Origin of the sequence: Halorhodospira sp. 9622 (assembly GCF_022228025.1) — a bacterium.
Classification (GTDB): domain Bacteria; phylum Pseudomonadota; class Gammaproteobacteria; order Nitrococcales; family Halorhodospiraceae; genus Halorhodospira; species Halorhodospira halophila_A.
The window spans coordinates 1-13,389 of record NZ_JAJNRE010000023.1; the positions used below are offsets into that span (position 1 = coordinate 1).

Consider the following 13,389-nt stretch of genomic DNA (forward strand, 5'->3'; position numbering starts at 1 on the left):
GTTCCGGCATAGCCGGTTGTTCAGAACCGACTAGAGAGCCAAATGGTAGCGTAACTATTATCGACTGGGAACATAGCCGCGTCGGCCCGATTTTTTTCGATCTCGCCCCAATTGCAACTCACTATGACGAGGCTCATTCCATCTACTCAAACTGGAAAGAAAGCGCTGAGGAGCAGCCCCGCCCACCGGAGCTTGAGGCCCGGGCGCGTCGTATCCTTACGGGAATACATCTGCATGAATATGAACACAGAGTATACAACATAATGCGCCGATCATCACCTGAACACGAGGTTGCTTCGTTCCGGGTAAAAACCTTAAACGCAGCCGAAACCATTCTCCGAGCCGCAAGCCCAGGTTAGTGCCCCGGCCCGGATTTTAAAGGCCTTGCATAGCGATGCATTTCATGCCTTGCACCGAACGGCTTTGAGGCCGAACCAATCAACATACGCCGAGAGGCGGGCCCCACCCTAACAGCATATGCTCAGCCGGTTTTCCCCTCCCCGCACGGCGCTACCCTCTTGGTAAAGAACAAAGATGGACTCCTCATGACCACGAAACTCATCCAGCGGACCTTGTATCGTTTTCGAAAGAACCGCGCCCGACGCAGCAAAAAAAATCTTGGATTTATACTAGCCCCAACGCCTACGGTTCCTCTTGACCCAGAATTCGGGCACAGCCATCTCACCGATTCCGGCTTCACCCTTATTTCCTATGCGACACGCGACGGCTTTTATGACAGACAGCTTGAACGGCTGAAAGGGTCCTGCGAGGAGCACGGAATAACTTGTGACACCAATACAATTCCAAACTGCAGCGCCTTAAACGCCCAGCTTTACAAGCCGACCTATATAAAGTTCAAGCTGCTGACGCTTCAAAAAACAGTTTTTTGGCTCGATTGTGACGCCATTCTCGCCGCGCCCTTTATCCTCCCGAAAGAACCATGGGACCTCGCAACCGTGAGAAACTCAAAGGATCCGGACGATAATCCGGTCCTTTCGCTATGCCTCGCCTTCAGGCCAACGTTGGGGGCTCTCCGTTTTCTGGAAGCGTGGGAACACTTGTGCGCAGCCCAGTGGCTGGGCCACATCGGGGACCATGAGCGCCTCAGCACGGTCAGGAGACTGCATATCTCCCCGGAGAAATCCTTTACCGAAATCGATATTAGCCGACAAATAACCGGGTGCATCCGCCGTGACGTCGGTAAAAGCAAAGAAGGGCTCGTGTAGCTTGGAAATCGGTTCCATCAAAAGGTTGTCCTTTATCCACCGAGCACATACGTACGTGACCCAGGCTCCCACCGATCGACGATGGGTCAATCTAGTAGGAAGCCTCGGCGTCGTTGCAGCCTCAAGCAGCTTCCTCCTTGAGCGTGATGTTATGCGTGCGGGTGAGCTACTGATGTTCGTCGCCTTGCTCGCAGCGTTGCCTGCGGCGTGGCGTTTCTTTCGCACTAACCCGGCTTTCTGGTTATTTCTGATTTGGGTAGCTGCGCTGGCTCTTTCTAACAGCTTGGTCATGGCCGATCCAGCTATTCCAACTGACCACAACATATGGAATGCCGCCAGGCATTGGTCGAGGGTCGGATGGATCCCACTGATGGCCTGGTTGATCGCCGGCCGGCTCGGCATAGTGAAGACAGTCTTTTTTTGCTATACAGCGGCTTGGTTCGCGGCGACGTTACCAGAACTATCCCCAGACCTCCTGCGGGCGAGCCTCGAAGGTGCACGACTTGACTTCGGCACCGGCAACCCCCATCGGGCTGCGCTCCCGTTCATGATCACAACGCTTATACTAGGCTTCCTTGCTCGGGACTGGGTCGGCCCCGGTCCGCGCGTTCAATCGACCTTTCTCTTCTTAACTCGGCTAACGCTCTGGGGATTAGCACTCGCTTACAGCACGTTCGGCCTCTTCTCAGCGCAAGGCGCAGGCCCTGTGGGCGGAGCGGTTACGGCTAGTTTAATCGGCCTTTTCGTACTGTGGCGCCATCTAACGGAGGGAAAACCTCTATTCGTAAAACTTCGCCTGCTCGCCGTTGGGGCCGGCGCACTTGTAGTGATTGCTGCTGGGCTGGCAATCGCGTTCAAACCAGCCATCGACAGCCGTCTTGCAACTTTTTCCGGGGGGCTTTCAGAGCTCTCCGAGGGAGAAATAGTGAGTGAAGGCGGCACCGTCGGGGCGCGCTACTATCTTTGGACTTTTGCCTTTGAAAAATGGGCTGAACGCCCTCTTACAGGGTACGGAACAGAAAGCGCACAGTCTCTCATTCCGGTAAGCGAACTACCCGAGCGGACGCGTCAGTTTAACCATTTGCACAACTCTTTCCTAGAGCTCACCTTCTCAACAGGACTACTGGGTGCCGCGATACTACTAGTTTTTTTCGCCCATATATCACAAAAGGTCATACGGTCAGTTAAAGAAAAGAAGACCCCAAAAAGATACGGCACGCTCTACTTTGGACTACTGATCGCATTTATCCTGGCTAACTCAGGCGAGTCATATATCGTTTTCAGTCATTTCTGGCCCCACCTTGCACTTATTTCGGCCGGCTTCTACTCATTAGCCCTTTTTAGTAGACCAAGGCGTAGCACTAATGCACATCACACATGTTATTCGCCGGAACATGCCGCCGGTAAACCGAGCTGACGCGGGGGGGATGCCGCAATTAGTGGAATGGCTCATTGCGGCTCAGCGCGAGTTTGGACACGACACTCACGTGATCGCAGCGTCCCCGTCCAAACACGAAGGCAGTGGGTATACGGTCACGTCACCATCAAGGTGGGATCGCGGCGCTATCGAAGAGGCCCTCGCCCCACAGACCGATATCCTGCACATACACGGGGAAGACCATCGGCTCTTCAGCAGTGAGGCGCCGCCCCCTGTCCCAACAGTAACGACCGTGCATGGGAACTTGGCGGAAAAAGGAGAGTTTTTGATTAACCCGGTGTTCGTATCCAGAAACCACTGCGAGCGCTATCGGGGACACACCTTTGTATATAACGGACTACCACTGGATGAGTTTTCGGTGGGGAAAGCCCGTCGAAAAGACTTGTTATTCCTTGGAAAACTGAGACGGTCCAACAAGGGCGCAAAGACGGCAGTACGCGTGACACGGCGCGCCGGCAAGAGATTGATTCTCGCCGGCCAGCCCACATGGAAGGTCCCGGCGAGCCGTCTCCCGTGGTGGCCGGGTGTCCGCGCTGTCGGGGCTGTCTCCGGTTGGGCCAAGCTGGATCTGTTGCAATCCAGCCGCGCACTGTTGGTGCCGGCACGGTGGGATGAGCCGTTTGGCCTGGTGCTCATCGAAGCAATGGCGTGCGGCACCCCAGTGATCGGTACAGACCGAGGCGCTCTGCCGGAGATCATTAAACATGGTCAAACCGGATTCATCTGTCGCACGGAAGAGGAGATGGTTGAAGCGATTGGCGCGGTGGATCAGCTATCCCCACAGGCATGTCGGGAGCACGTAGAACGCCGCTTCGACATCCGGCGGGTCTGCGCTGACTACGAGGAGCTGTATCGGCGGGCCATCGCCGGGGAGCGCTGGTAGGATAGCGGCGTCGCAAGCTCGCCGGAGCCGTAGTGTCATGCCTCACCCCCGATTGCCCCTGACCCGGTGGCGACTCTGGGCACCGCGGGGCGCCGTTCTTGTCAACGTCAATCCGCAGCGGATCGTCTACCGCAAGCGCTGGCAGGAATGGCCCGCCTACCTGAAACGCTGGCCGTTTTGGATCATTGGCGGCGACTGGGATGCCGGCGGGCGAGAGCTACCGCCATTTCGGGTGGAGCAGATGCGCGAGCTGCTGGCTGCCGAGGGCGCCTTCCGAGACACTCCGTACTACGCCGCAGCGTGCGCCGAGCTGGAGCGGAATGGGTTTATCGCGGAGCCCTACCTAACTAGCCGCGCCTCACTCGATGCCTATCTCGACCGACAGGTGAAGATCCTGCTGGACATCAGAGAGCATGGCTATGCACCGCAACGCGAGCTGGGCGGCAAACGCTCGCATGACCTCACGGTGCGGATCGACCGGCAGGGTCGACTCGTCAAGTGCCGTGAGGGCACGCACCGGCACGCCATGCTGCTTGCACTGGGCGTGCAGGAGGCCCCTGTCACGGTGGATGTTGTACACACCGAGTGGGCACGGGCCTGCTACAGGCGCTTCGGGGGACCGCTCGCCACAGCGCTTCACCGAGGCCTGGAGGCAGATTATGGCCCCGTTCTTGAGTGGCCCTGGTCGAGGTGACGTTGCTGGTTTTTTTCTCACATCATGATCGCGCGCGGACCGGCGCCCACTTCCGTTTTGATCGCCTGCTTCGCGGTGCGTCGCAACAGCATTTGGACGCCGTTTGGCTGACTCCTGAACGCGTAGATGCCCCTGAACGGGGCCAAATCGCTCATTGGCCGCTGGACTTCCCCGCGTGGCTGCCCGGCCGGGCGCTGCAGGCGCTGTGGGCGATCTGGCAACGGCGATCCGCCCTACGTGGTCTTCGGGACCAACCCGCCCGATTGCTGATCTTCAGCGAGACGCTCTACCTCGCGTCGTTACTGGCCGTACGGCTGAGTGGAGCCCAGCTGATCGTCGCATCGCGCTCGAACCTCATCCGGCGACACCAGATCCGGCAGTCGCTGCGACGCAATCCGTTATCCCGCGTCTACCACGCTCTGGGACACACTATGGCGAGACGCATATGGACGTTCACCCTGCGCCGAGCCAACCGAATCATCGTCCAGAGCCCAGCCGCGCTTGAGCAGCTCCAAGAGGCCTACGGCTTACCCTCGGACCGTTTCAGGGTAGTGGAGAACGATGTGCCGCAGCTCTCGAAGCCGCCGCGATCAACACTACCCGAGCAACCTGCGCGGCTGCTCTATATTGGGAGCAGTTCACCGCTTAAAGGGCTGGATATCCTGCTTGACGCGTTGCCGAACTTGCCGGAGCGAGCACCCTCTGTGGAAGCGGTAACCGTCGTCGGCGTCCGAGAGCGCACTGTACGCCGGTTGCAACGCAAAGCCGTAAACAACGGTCTGACGCTCACCGTTGTGCCGCGCAGCTCCGAAATCTACGACCTGATGCGCGCCCATGATCTGGTCGTCGCCCCGTCTCGCGAGGACCAATTCCCCAACGTCCTACTGGAGGCCCTGGCCTGCGGCACCCCGGCCATCGGCAGCCGCCGGGACGGGATCCCGCACATCCTTGGGGACGAGCAGTTGCTCTTCGATCCAACCCCGCACGCCCTGCTCGACTGTCTGGCCGCCACCTCAACACCGCAGGGCTACCGCCACGCTGCCGCGCAGTGTGGGCGTGCAAGGGAACGACTTCAGTTTCCGTGGGAGCGATGCTTTCTAGAAGCGGTCACCGAGCACCAACGGGGCGACCTGCGAAACCAATGACCCGATCCTACTCCATACAAAAGGCCACAGCCGGAGGCCGAGAAATAGCCGAGGCCGTAGCCACGGTACTAGAGCGGTGCGAAGACCCGCGCCTGACCCTGATCAAGGATTCAAAGGCCCGCGTTTACCGCTTTGATGACGACCTCACCACTTATTACGTAAAAGTTTATAGCCCGCGCAATTTGCGGGATCGTATAGCCCTATGGCTCCGTCCGCCGACCCGGCTCTTCCGTACGGCGCAGCAGCTGCAGAGCGCAGGCATTGCCAGCCCAGCACCAATTGCCGCTTTAACCCTTTATCGGCCCGGCCGCCGGTTGAAGGCATTTATCATGACGGGCGTTTCTGGTATTTCACTTAAACACCTCAGTTATGACCAAGTGTCAAAGGCCACGGGGCGTGAACTCGTTGCTGCTGCGGCTGCTTTATGGGGCCGTCTCATCTGTCACGGCTTTGTGCACATGGACCCCATCAAGGAAAATTTTCTTGCCAATATTGATGAGGACTCGATTCACCTTGCCGTCATTGACCTCGACAATATCCGCAAGCCGCCTTTCGTGCCTCGCGCAATACGACGGCGACGCCTTTTGAAGATGGCGGAACGTCACTTGTTCGCCGCTACCCGTGTGCTGCGTGAGGAGCCCTTACCAAGTGGCATTATCCGAGCCTTTATTAGGACGTACACCTACCACGCCCATCTTGCGCTCAAAGATTCTTGGGCCGACTGGGTGTTTGTGGGACGTCGACTCGCAACAAAAAGTCCGCGGGCCGCAAAAACACTTTCTAAGATACCATTAAAACACTAAACAAAGACCTTTTTAAATCCGTCACACGCATCTTGACCCAAAAACCAATGAAAAAAATAATTTACTTCATCGTCAGGTACAGCCTGCTAACCAACGCGGGGACAGGCAACGGACTTGCGAAGGCTTTTAGCTTTGAAAGATACAGAAAAAAACTCTTTAACCCAAATCGCCTACTAACCCATGAGCGCCTTTTCTGTCGCCTCGTAATGCCGACCTTTCAGGGCTATCTGCGACGCATGGGTTCAGCTGAGCCCCGGATGCTTATATTCACCTCATCTGAACTTCCAGAACCCTTTAAAAAGAGACTTTTCCAAATAACCGAGAAAACCCAAAACCTATCTTTACAAGAGCTTCCTGTGGACTACTACCCCCTTGGTGGTCACGTGTCCAAAGCCATCAGGGGCGAACTCGACCAAGAAAAGAACCCCACAATTTTCTCAACAGTTCATTGGGATGATGATGACGCTCTCTCTATCGATTATGCGGACCGCCTATCCGCCTACATGACCGAACAAAATATCGGTAACGCCGTTTCCTTTGGAAAGGGGTTCGGCCTTCCTTTTAGCACCAGAAAAGCCGCCTTTAGCAGCCCTGCATTGATGCGTTACCCCTTTGTTTCCGCAGGGCTATCACATATTAACTCGTATAACAAAACCGATGGCTTCCGGAAAACGGAGCCCGCGAATGTCATGGAAATACACCCGCACACCAAGGCTGATACCTTTTGCCCGACGATCGTAGACTCGAGGGAACCTAGCTATATCAAGACTTACCACAATGATTCCGTCCAAGGCATAAAAAAAGGACGGAGAAGATTACTCAACCTCGCGAGAAGAAAAACTCAAATGGACGCGGCGACGCTTTCTATCCTAGAAGAACACTTCGACGTTGATATCCGGACACCTCTCGTTAGATAAAACGCGCATTATCCGCCACTCTGCCCATTTCCGATCACTTCCTTGAGAAAGGAGCTGACTTCGGACTCCAAAGATGACGGACACGCTGACGACCCGAATGCGCGAGTCGGTACGGATGTACTCCGGCAGATCTCAAAAAAACCCCGCCAAGCTCGATCCTGCCTTCGCACCTGCTCAACCCCCCCCGCCGCTTGACCGCTCAAAACCTGCCGATCGTGACGTGCGCCACGCGAGCGCCGCCACCTGAGAACGACCTCCGGATCATCGATGGTAAGTACTACCACTGCATCCGGTAACGGCACCGCGTCCCAGGGCGCTGCGTCCTCGCAAAGCACGAGTTTGTGCCAGAACCCATCCTCCTCCTGAAGCAGCGGCGCCCCCGGGTGCTCGCGGAGCCCTTGGTAGACCTGCAAGCGATGTACGACCTTTTGCAGGTCGTGAACCCTCTGGCCGCTCCCGGTGAACAGCGCGGGATCGGCGGATGCGAAGGCGGCTAGAAGCTTCGTCTCTAGCCCCGGCAAGTGGGAAAGCGCCTGCCGCGGCCGCCTGGCCGCCAGACGCAGGGCGTCGCGCTCGACGTGATCCAGCGACCAGGCGCCGTACCAAGGGGGTAGCCGCCCACCTTCTGGCCTTCGCAGCGCGCGAGCATAGGCACGCGATGCCATCGGATAACGCCACCCGGGTAAACGCTTCGTCAGGGTGCGACACAGCGTGCTCTTGCCGGCCCCCGGCGCGCCGGTAATCAGAACGACCGGACGATCCCTCCCTGCCGCCGGGTCGCTGTCATCGGTCCCGGCACCACTCACACCGCCTCCAACTCCTGCGCGTAGCCGAACGCGCGGAAATCCTCAGCGTACAGCGACGCCACCAGCTGGCGACTCTCTTCGGTGTAGAACTCGGCTACGCGCTCGCGCGCCCGGGTCGGCTGCGGGCCGGCCTGGACGATCCCCTGCCACGGCAGACCGAGCTGCGCGAGCAGTCGCTCCAGATCCTCGCCCAAGGTTTCCATTCGCCCGATAAAGTCCAGCTCCCCCGGCGGGAAGGGGCAGAGGCCGCTCTGCGGATACCAGTGCGCATCTTTGCGCAGGCCGCCGTTCGCCAAATAGCGGCAGAAATGCTCGAACCCGGCCCGAGTTCCCGCCAACGCTTCCGTCTGCCCGAACTTGCGCCCGCGGTCTTTACCCGGGCGCCCCTTGTTCAGGTACGCGGACAGCACCCGCGTGTATGGATTCCGTACGATTATGAATTTGGAGTAGCGCTCGCGAACCGCCGTCACCTGCTCCGCACTCAGGGCGCTGGGCCGCACGAAACGCTGCTTGTCGGAGTTCTTGCCGCCGGTTTGCCCCGTCACGGCGTCGCCCGCCTCGGCCATGGCCGCCCAGAGGGTGGCGGCGATGGTCGAATTGGCCGCTTTGGGGATGCGCACCCAGACGTACTCCCGGGGCGGATAAACGGCCACCCGCCGATTGAGCGAGGGGACAAACGCCAGCGGGCACCGCGGCGGGTAGACCCGATAAAATGGTCGCCAGCGCTTCTCCATCCCGGAGGGAATGGCGGCAACTTCCTGAAGTACGGGATGTATCATGCGGTCTCTCCTCTACCCGCAAGGGGCCTCGTCAATGTAACCGTGAGCAGTGAGGCTTTCGACCAATTCGGGCAAGGCCGCCGCCAGCCCCCGGTTGCTGGCCCGATACGTCTCCCGGATTCGTTCGGCCCAATCGGCGGTCAGCGTCACCTCCGTCCGTTCCGCATCCAACCCCAGGCGACGGCGCAACTTCGCCGGGCGGATCACCGCCCCACGCCGGGGCCGCAAGGTCCAGGTATTCGGTCGTTTCCCGCCACGCTGTCGCCCCCTTCGCCCTGTGTCCACTCGAGACACCAGGGCCTCCCCGTCCTCACCAAGAAACGCCCCCACCTCTCGGAGCACCTGCTCGGCGTCGCCTCGCAGCCGCTCAAAGGGCAGCACCTTAAGATCTGCCTCGGGCAGGGCCTGCTGCAGGGCACGCACGGTGCGGCCATAGTCGAGGAAGGCACCCCGCGTGGCGTATTCCTCCCCGAGAATCCGTTCGAGCTGGGCTTCGAAATCGCTCTGCCCAGCCCGCGGGATGCGGTCGCTGCGTTCGGCATAGAACGAGGGCAGATAGCTATCCTGACGGCGGATGAAGAAGAGCACTGCGACCCGCTCGACCCCCAGGGCGAGGGCCCGTTCCCGCAGCAAGGCGAGGCTTTCCGGCAAAGCATCCGGGTGGCGTATGGGCTTGCCACGCTCCCCGAAAAACCGCCAGGGCGCGCTCATACGCTCGTGGGAGACCACACCCGGGCGGCCGTCCTTGGCCGGCGCGACCAGCGCGCGGATGACATCATCGGCACGGTGCCGCCACTGCTCCGTCGGCAGGCCAAGCGCCTGATACGCGGGGCAGGCCCGCACCAGATCCCGACGCAGCCCCCGCACCGGGTCCTTGCCTCGACCGATATACTGCACCTGCTCAAGGTACGGGAAGACGTGATGCTGAAACCAAGTGCTGGCGGTCTTGTTGAAGCCGATATGCAGGATCAGCTCACGGGGCAACATGCTGCTCATTCAGGCCCTTCCAATGAAGTTGGCGGTTAACCACCCCGCGGCGGGTGACGCTTGCCATTGTAAAGCAAGGGCCGCAGCCGGTGACGCTGGAACCGCAGCAACCGATGCCGCAATTGTCGTGCGGGCACATACCCCCCCCAAAGGAGCAGGCGCTCAACAAGGGACAAATCCTCGCCGCGCTCCGCGCAGTAGGTCGACCAGAAACTGGCCAGACTCGCTCGATCCAACCTGAGTTTCAGCGCCAACCGAGCCGCCTGGAACCGCGTCGGCTGCCCATCCGCCAGGGCCTCTAGATCCGGCAGGCAGAAGCCATCCACCCCGCCGGCGTTTGTCACCGTGCTATCGACCCGATGGAAGTTGCCCAGACGACAGTCCTGGAGGTAAACCCCGGTACGGTGCAGCCTGGCCTGGAAGCGGCCGAGCCGCTGCGCCAAATCGGGTGGCAGTGCGACCGGCTCACTCTCCGGCTCCAGGCCCTCCCCTGCCACAAACCGCGTGATCAAACAGGCGTGGACCACCTGATCGCCTTCCAGCCAGTCCACCGCCCCAATCAGACCAGGCACCGCGCCGGGTAACGCCCGCTCCAGCCGCCGCCCGGTCAGCCACGCCGCCACCGCCGAGCGCCGCTTGGTCTTGCCCGGGTTGGTGTACTTGAGCACCAGCGGCCCGAAGGCCTCGGTGTCCAGTCGGTAGACGTTGTGCCGTCGGCGTGCGGCGAGCAGCTCACCGCGCTCGGGCAACGCGGCCTCCCACTGCGGCAGCCACGCCGCCAGTTCCTCCGGGGTCAGTGCCTGGCGGTCGGTGACCCATAGCGCGCCGTCCTCGCCCCGGGCGTGGGCGATGCCCGGGTCCTGCGCAGCTTCGGCCTCGATGCGGGTTTCAAGGGGGAGCACGGGCGTCGATCCTGGTTGCACCGAAAAACGGCTCAATACCTTATCATGGTGGGCTTTGTGGATTGAGAGACTGCGCCCCGCAGCCGAGGTGGCCTTGAGCACGAAGAGCGACGCCGCGACCGACCTGGACCTCGACCCCCTGGCCGATCCGGAGAAGCTGGAGAAGAAGCGCCGCAGGAAGGGAGAAAAGCGTGTAGAGGCCGGCGGGCCCGACGGGCCACGGCCCGACACGCCCTCCTGGCCGGTCTTCAAGCGGCTGTTTACGCAGTACGTCCTGCCGCACTGGAAGGTCGGCCTGATCGCGGTCGTGGTCACGATGCTCTTCTCCGCCAGCGAGGTGGCGCTGATCGCCACCTTGCAGCCGCTGCTCGACGACGGCCTGGTCGAGCAGGACACGGCGATGATTCGCCTCTTCGCCGCGCTCATCCTCGGTCTGCTGGTCTTTCAGGGGATCTCCTACTTCGTCTCCCATTACCTGATCACCTGGATCGGCCGACAACTGATCAAGAGCCTGCGCCTGGACGTCCATGACGCCCTGCTGCGCATGCCCTTCAGCACCTACGAGCAGCTCTCCTCCGGGCGGCTGATCTCGCGGATGACCTACGAGGCGGAGCAGACCGCCAAGGCCTCGACCCAGGCGGTGCTCACGCTGTTCAAGGACGTGGTCAAGGTGGTGCTGATCTTCGGCTACCTGCTCTATCTCTCCATCTGGCTGGTGGCGCTGATCAGCGTGGTGCTGCCGCTGATTGCCGGGATCATCGGCCTGGTCAACAAGCGCTTTCGCAAGATCAGCCGCAAGATCCACGGCGCCGTGGGCGGTGTGGGCACCGTCGCCGAGGAGAGCGTCCACGCCCATCAGGAGATCAAGCTCTTCGGCCAGGCCGAGCGCGAGCGTCGGCGCTTTGAGTACAACAACGAGCGCAACCGCAAGGCCTCCATGCGCAAGGCCGCGCTCAAGTACGCCACCATCCCGCTGATCCGCCTGCTGGTGGGCATCGCCCTGGCGGTGGTGATCTCCGTGGCCACCATGGAGGCGGTGGTCGAGACGCTGACCGTGGGCACGGTGGTCTCGTTCATCGCCGCCATGACGCTGCTCCACGGCCCGCTCAAGCACATCGTCTCGCTCAGCGCCGAGCTGCAGAAAGGGCTGACGGCGGCGGCGAGCATCTTCGAGGTGGTCGATGCCGAGTCCGAGCGGGACACCGGCACGCGGCGCCTGGAGCGCGCCGAGGGGCGGGTGGAGCTGCGCGGGGTGCGCTTCGCCTACGACGACCAGCGCGAGGTGCTCAAGGGGATCGATATCACCGCCGAACCCGGCGATATGATCGCGCTCACCGGGCCCTCGGGCAGCGGCAAGAGCACGCTGGTCAGCCTGATCCCCCGTTTCTACAACGCCACCGCCGGTGAAATCCGCCTGGATGGGGTGCCCATCGACGAGTACCGTCTGGCCGATCTGCGCCGCCAGATCGCGCCGGTGAACCAGGACATTGTGCTCTTCAACACCACCATCGCCGAAAACATCGCCTACGGCGCCGAGCGCGAGGTCAGCCGCGAGGAGATCGTCCGGGCGGCCGAGGTCGCCTACGCCCGGGACTTCATCGAGGCCCTGCCCCAGGGCTTCGACACCGAGGTGGGCGAAGACGGCACCCTGCTCTCCGGCGGGCAGCGCCAGCGCATCGCCATCGCCCGAGCGGTGCTCAAGGATGCGCCGATCCTCATCCTCGACGAGGCGACGGCCTCGTTGGACACCGAGTCGGAGCGCTATATCCACGCCGCCTTCGAGCGACTGATGCAGGGGCGCACCGCATTCGTCATCGCCCACCGCCTCTCGACGGTGGAGAACGCCGACCAGATCCTCTTCCTGGAGAACGGGCAGGTGGCCGAGCGCGGCACCCACGAGGAGTTGCTGGCCCGCGGCGGCGCTTACACCGGCCTATACCACATGCAGTTCGCCACCGACACTCAGGGCGCCGCCGCCGCGGGCTAGCCGGTCGCCTCCGGCTGGCTAGCGGTCAGCTGCCGGTAGACCCGACCACTGACCCGCTCGATGCGCTGCTGCTCGGCGGCGGTCAGCTCGCGGCGCCACTTCTCGTCGAGGCGGATGGCCGAGTCCCGCTGACTCTTCATACGGTTGCCGCCGAGGACGTGGATCGGGTTCTCGCCCCAGTGGCGCACAGCCTCGGGCTCGGGGGCCAGACCAAGTGCGCGGGCAATACGCGCGGTCTCGGTCTCCGGATCCTGGCAAAAGGCCTCGTAGCTGACCCGCAGCGCACCCGGAAAGTGGCGGGCCACCTGGCGGGCATAGCGGTGCTTGCCCCAGTAGCGCAGGGCACTGAAGGTGATCTGGCGCCGCCGGTTGCGCTTCTCCCACGAGTAGACCTGGGCGGGCGGGGTCTTGTAGAGGTGGATCGGCACCAGGTCGATGCCGGGCACCTGGCGCAGCCGGTCCAGGCGTGATGGCCGGCGCGAGGAGTCGATCACCACCTGCACGCCGTGGGCAGCAGCGACCGCTTGGAAGAGGACCCGGTTGTCGGTGGCGAAGCGGCGGCCCCAGCGGCTGTCAGGGTCAAGATTGAAGACGCTGCGACCATCAAGGGCGCGCACCTGCTCGTCGATGGCCTGCCAGAAGCTGCACTGCTCCAGCTTCGGCGCCCCGCAGGGGCACTTCTTGCCTTCACGCACCGCAGCCCGCAGGTTCTTGACGCTGCCCAGGTTCAGGGCCCGCGAGTGTGCCCCCAGCACGCGATGGAGCAGCGTCGTGCCGCTGTGGGTACAGCCCAAGGATGTAGGCAATCTTGACCGTCATGGA

General features: G+C 61.5%; 13 protein-coding genes. 9 read left to right on the forward strand and 4 right to left on the reverse strand.

The window, feature by feature from the left end; genetic code table 11:
• The 8 genes from LRG07_RS11230 to LRG07_RS11265 all read left to right on the forward strand — a co-directional run.
• Window positions 1-359 (forward strand): hypothetical protein (locus LRG07_RS11230; protein ID WP_238642404.1); only part of this gene is annotated, 359 nt, incomplete at its 5' end.
• A gap of 186 nt (window positions 360-545) precedes the next feature.
• A complete protein-coding gene (locus tag LRG07_RS11235; protein ID WP_238642407.1) occupies window positions 546-1,226 on the forward strand; it encodes a hypothetical protein in 681 nt (226 codons plus the stop codon).
• A 1-nt stretch (window position 1,227) separates the two neighbouring features.
• Window positions 1,228-2,643 (forward strand): O-antigen ligase, encoded by a 1,416-nt coding sequence (locus LRG07_RS11240; RefSeq protein WP_238642408.1) that lies wholly within the window; start codon window positions 1,228-1,230, stop codon window positions 2,641-2,643.
• Between the two features lie 22 nt (window positions 2,644-2,665).
• Window positions 2,666-3,547, forward strand: a complete 882-nt coding sequence (locus tag LRG07_RS11245) for a glycosyltransferase (protein ID WP_238642409.1) — start codon at window positions 2,666-2,668, stop codon at window positions 3,545-3,547.
• Window positions 3,548-3,584: 37 nt separating this feature from the next.
• Window positions 3,585-4,241: a hypothetical protein gene (locus LRG07_RS11250; RefSeq protein WP_238642410.1), complete on the forward strand. Its 657-nt coding sequence runs from the start codon at window positions 3,585-3,587 to the stop codon at window positions 4,239-4,241.
• Window positions 4,223-5,386, forward strand: a complete 1,164-nt coding sequence (locus LRG07_RS11255) for a glycosyltransferase family 4 protein (RefSeq protein ID WP_238642411.1) — start codon at window positions 4,223-4,225, stop codon at window positions 5,384-5,386. The genes LRG07_RS11250 and LRG07_RS11255 overlap by 19 nt, the downstream gene beginning before the upstream one ends.
• A complete protein-coding gene (locus LRG07_RS11260; RefSeq protein WP_238642412.1) occupies window positions 5,383-6,189 on the forward strand; it encodes a lipopolysaccharide kinase InaA family protein in 807 nt (268 codons plus the stop codon). The genes LRG07_RS11255 and LRG07_RS11260 overlap by 4 nt, the downstream gene beginning before the upstream one ends.
• Window positions 6,190-6,236: 47 nt before the next feature.
• The gene (locus LRG07_RS11265) at window positions 6,237-7,106 is read left to right on the forward strand and encodes a glycosyltransferase (RefSeq protein WP_238642414.1); all 870 of its coding nucleotides are present in this window, start codon (window positions 6,237-6,239) and stop codon (window positions 7,104-7,106) included.
• Between the two features lie 802 nt (window positions 7,107-7,908).
• Here LRG07_RS11265 and LRG07_RS11270 read toward each other — a convergent pair.
• The 3 genes from LRG07_RS11270 to LRG07_RS11280 are packed head-to-tail and all read right to left on the reverse strand — an operon-like array spanning window position 7,909 to window position 10,580.
• Window positions 7,909-8,691, reverse strand: coding sequence for a sulfotransferase family protein (locus LRG07_RS11270; protein WP_238642416.1), 783 nt, complete (start codon window positions 8,689-8,691; stop codon window positions 7,909-7,911).
• A 12-nt stretch (window positions 8,692-8,703) separates the two neighbouring features.
• Complete coding sequence (locus LRG07_RS11275; RefSeq protein WP_238642418.1) at window positions 8,704-9,687, reverse strand: hypothetical protein; 984 nt, start codon at window positions 9,685-9,687, stop codon at window positions 8,704-8,706.
• 26 nt (window positions 9,688-9,713) lie between these two features.
• Window positions 9,714-10,580, reverse strand: a complete 867-nt coding sequence (locus LRG07_RS11280) for a phosphotransferase (protein ID WP_238642420.1) — start codon at window positions 10,578-10,580, stop codon at window positions 9,714-9,716.
• Window positions 10,581-10,674: 94 nt separating this feature from the next.
• Between LRG07_RS11280 and msbA the strand changes: the two genes are divergently transcribed.
• Window positions 10,675-12,567, forward strand: coding sequence for a lipid A export permease/ATP-binding protein MsbA (gene msbA / locus LRG07_RS11285; RefSeq protein ID WP_238642421.1), 1,893 nt, complete (start codon window positions 10,675-10,677; stop codon window positions 12,565-12,567).
• Here msbA and LRG07_RS11290 read toward each other — a convergent pair.
• The gene (locus LRG07_RS11290; RefSeq protein WP_238642422.1) at window positions 12,564-13,361 is read right to left on the reverse strand and encodes a sulfotransferase; all 798 of its coding nucleotides are present in this window, start codon (window positions 13,359-13,361) and stop codon (window positions 12,564-12,566) included. The two genes, msbA and LRG07_RS11290, sit on opposite strands and share 4 nt — an antisense overlap.
• Window positions 13,362-13,389: the final 28 nt, after the last annotated feature.

Excerpts from the sequence above, each read along its gene's own strand:
- LRG07_RS11250 (WP_238642410.1), top strand. The coding sequence starts at position 3,585 with ATGCCTCACCCCCGATTGCCCCTGACCCGGTGGCGACTCTGGGCACCG.
- LRG07_RS11270 (WP_238642416.1), bottom strand. The coding sequence starts at position 8,691 with ATGATACATCCCGTACTTCAGGAAGTTGCCGCCATTCCCTCCGGGATG.
- LRG07_RS11260 (WP_238642412.1), top strand. The coding sequence starts at position 5,383 with ATGACCCGATCCTACTCCATACAAAAGGCCACAGCCGGAGGCCGAGAA.
- LRG07_RS11235 (WP_238642407.1), top strand. The coding sequence starts at position 546 with ATGACCACGAAACTCATCCAGCGGACCTTGTATCGTTTTCGAAAGAAC.
- LRG07_RS11275 (WP_238642418.1), bottom strand. The coding sequence starts at position 9,687 with ATGAGCAGCATGTTGCCCCGTGAGCTGATCCTGCATATCGGCTTCAAC.
- LRG07_RS11265 (WP_238642414.1), top strand. The coding sequence starts at position 6,237 with ATGAAAAAAATAATTTACTTCATCGTCAGGTACAGCCTGCTAACCAAC.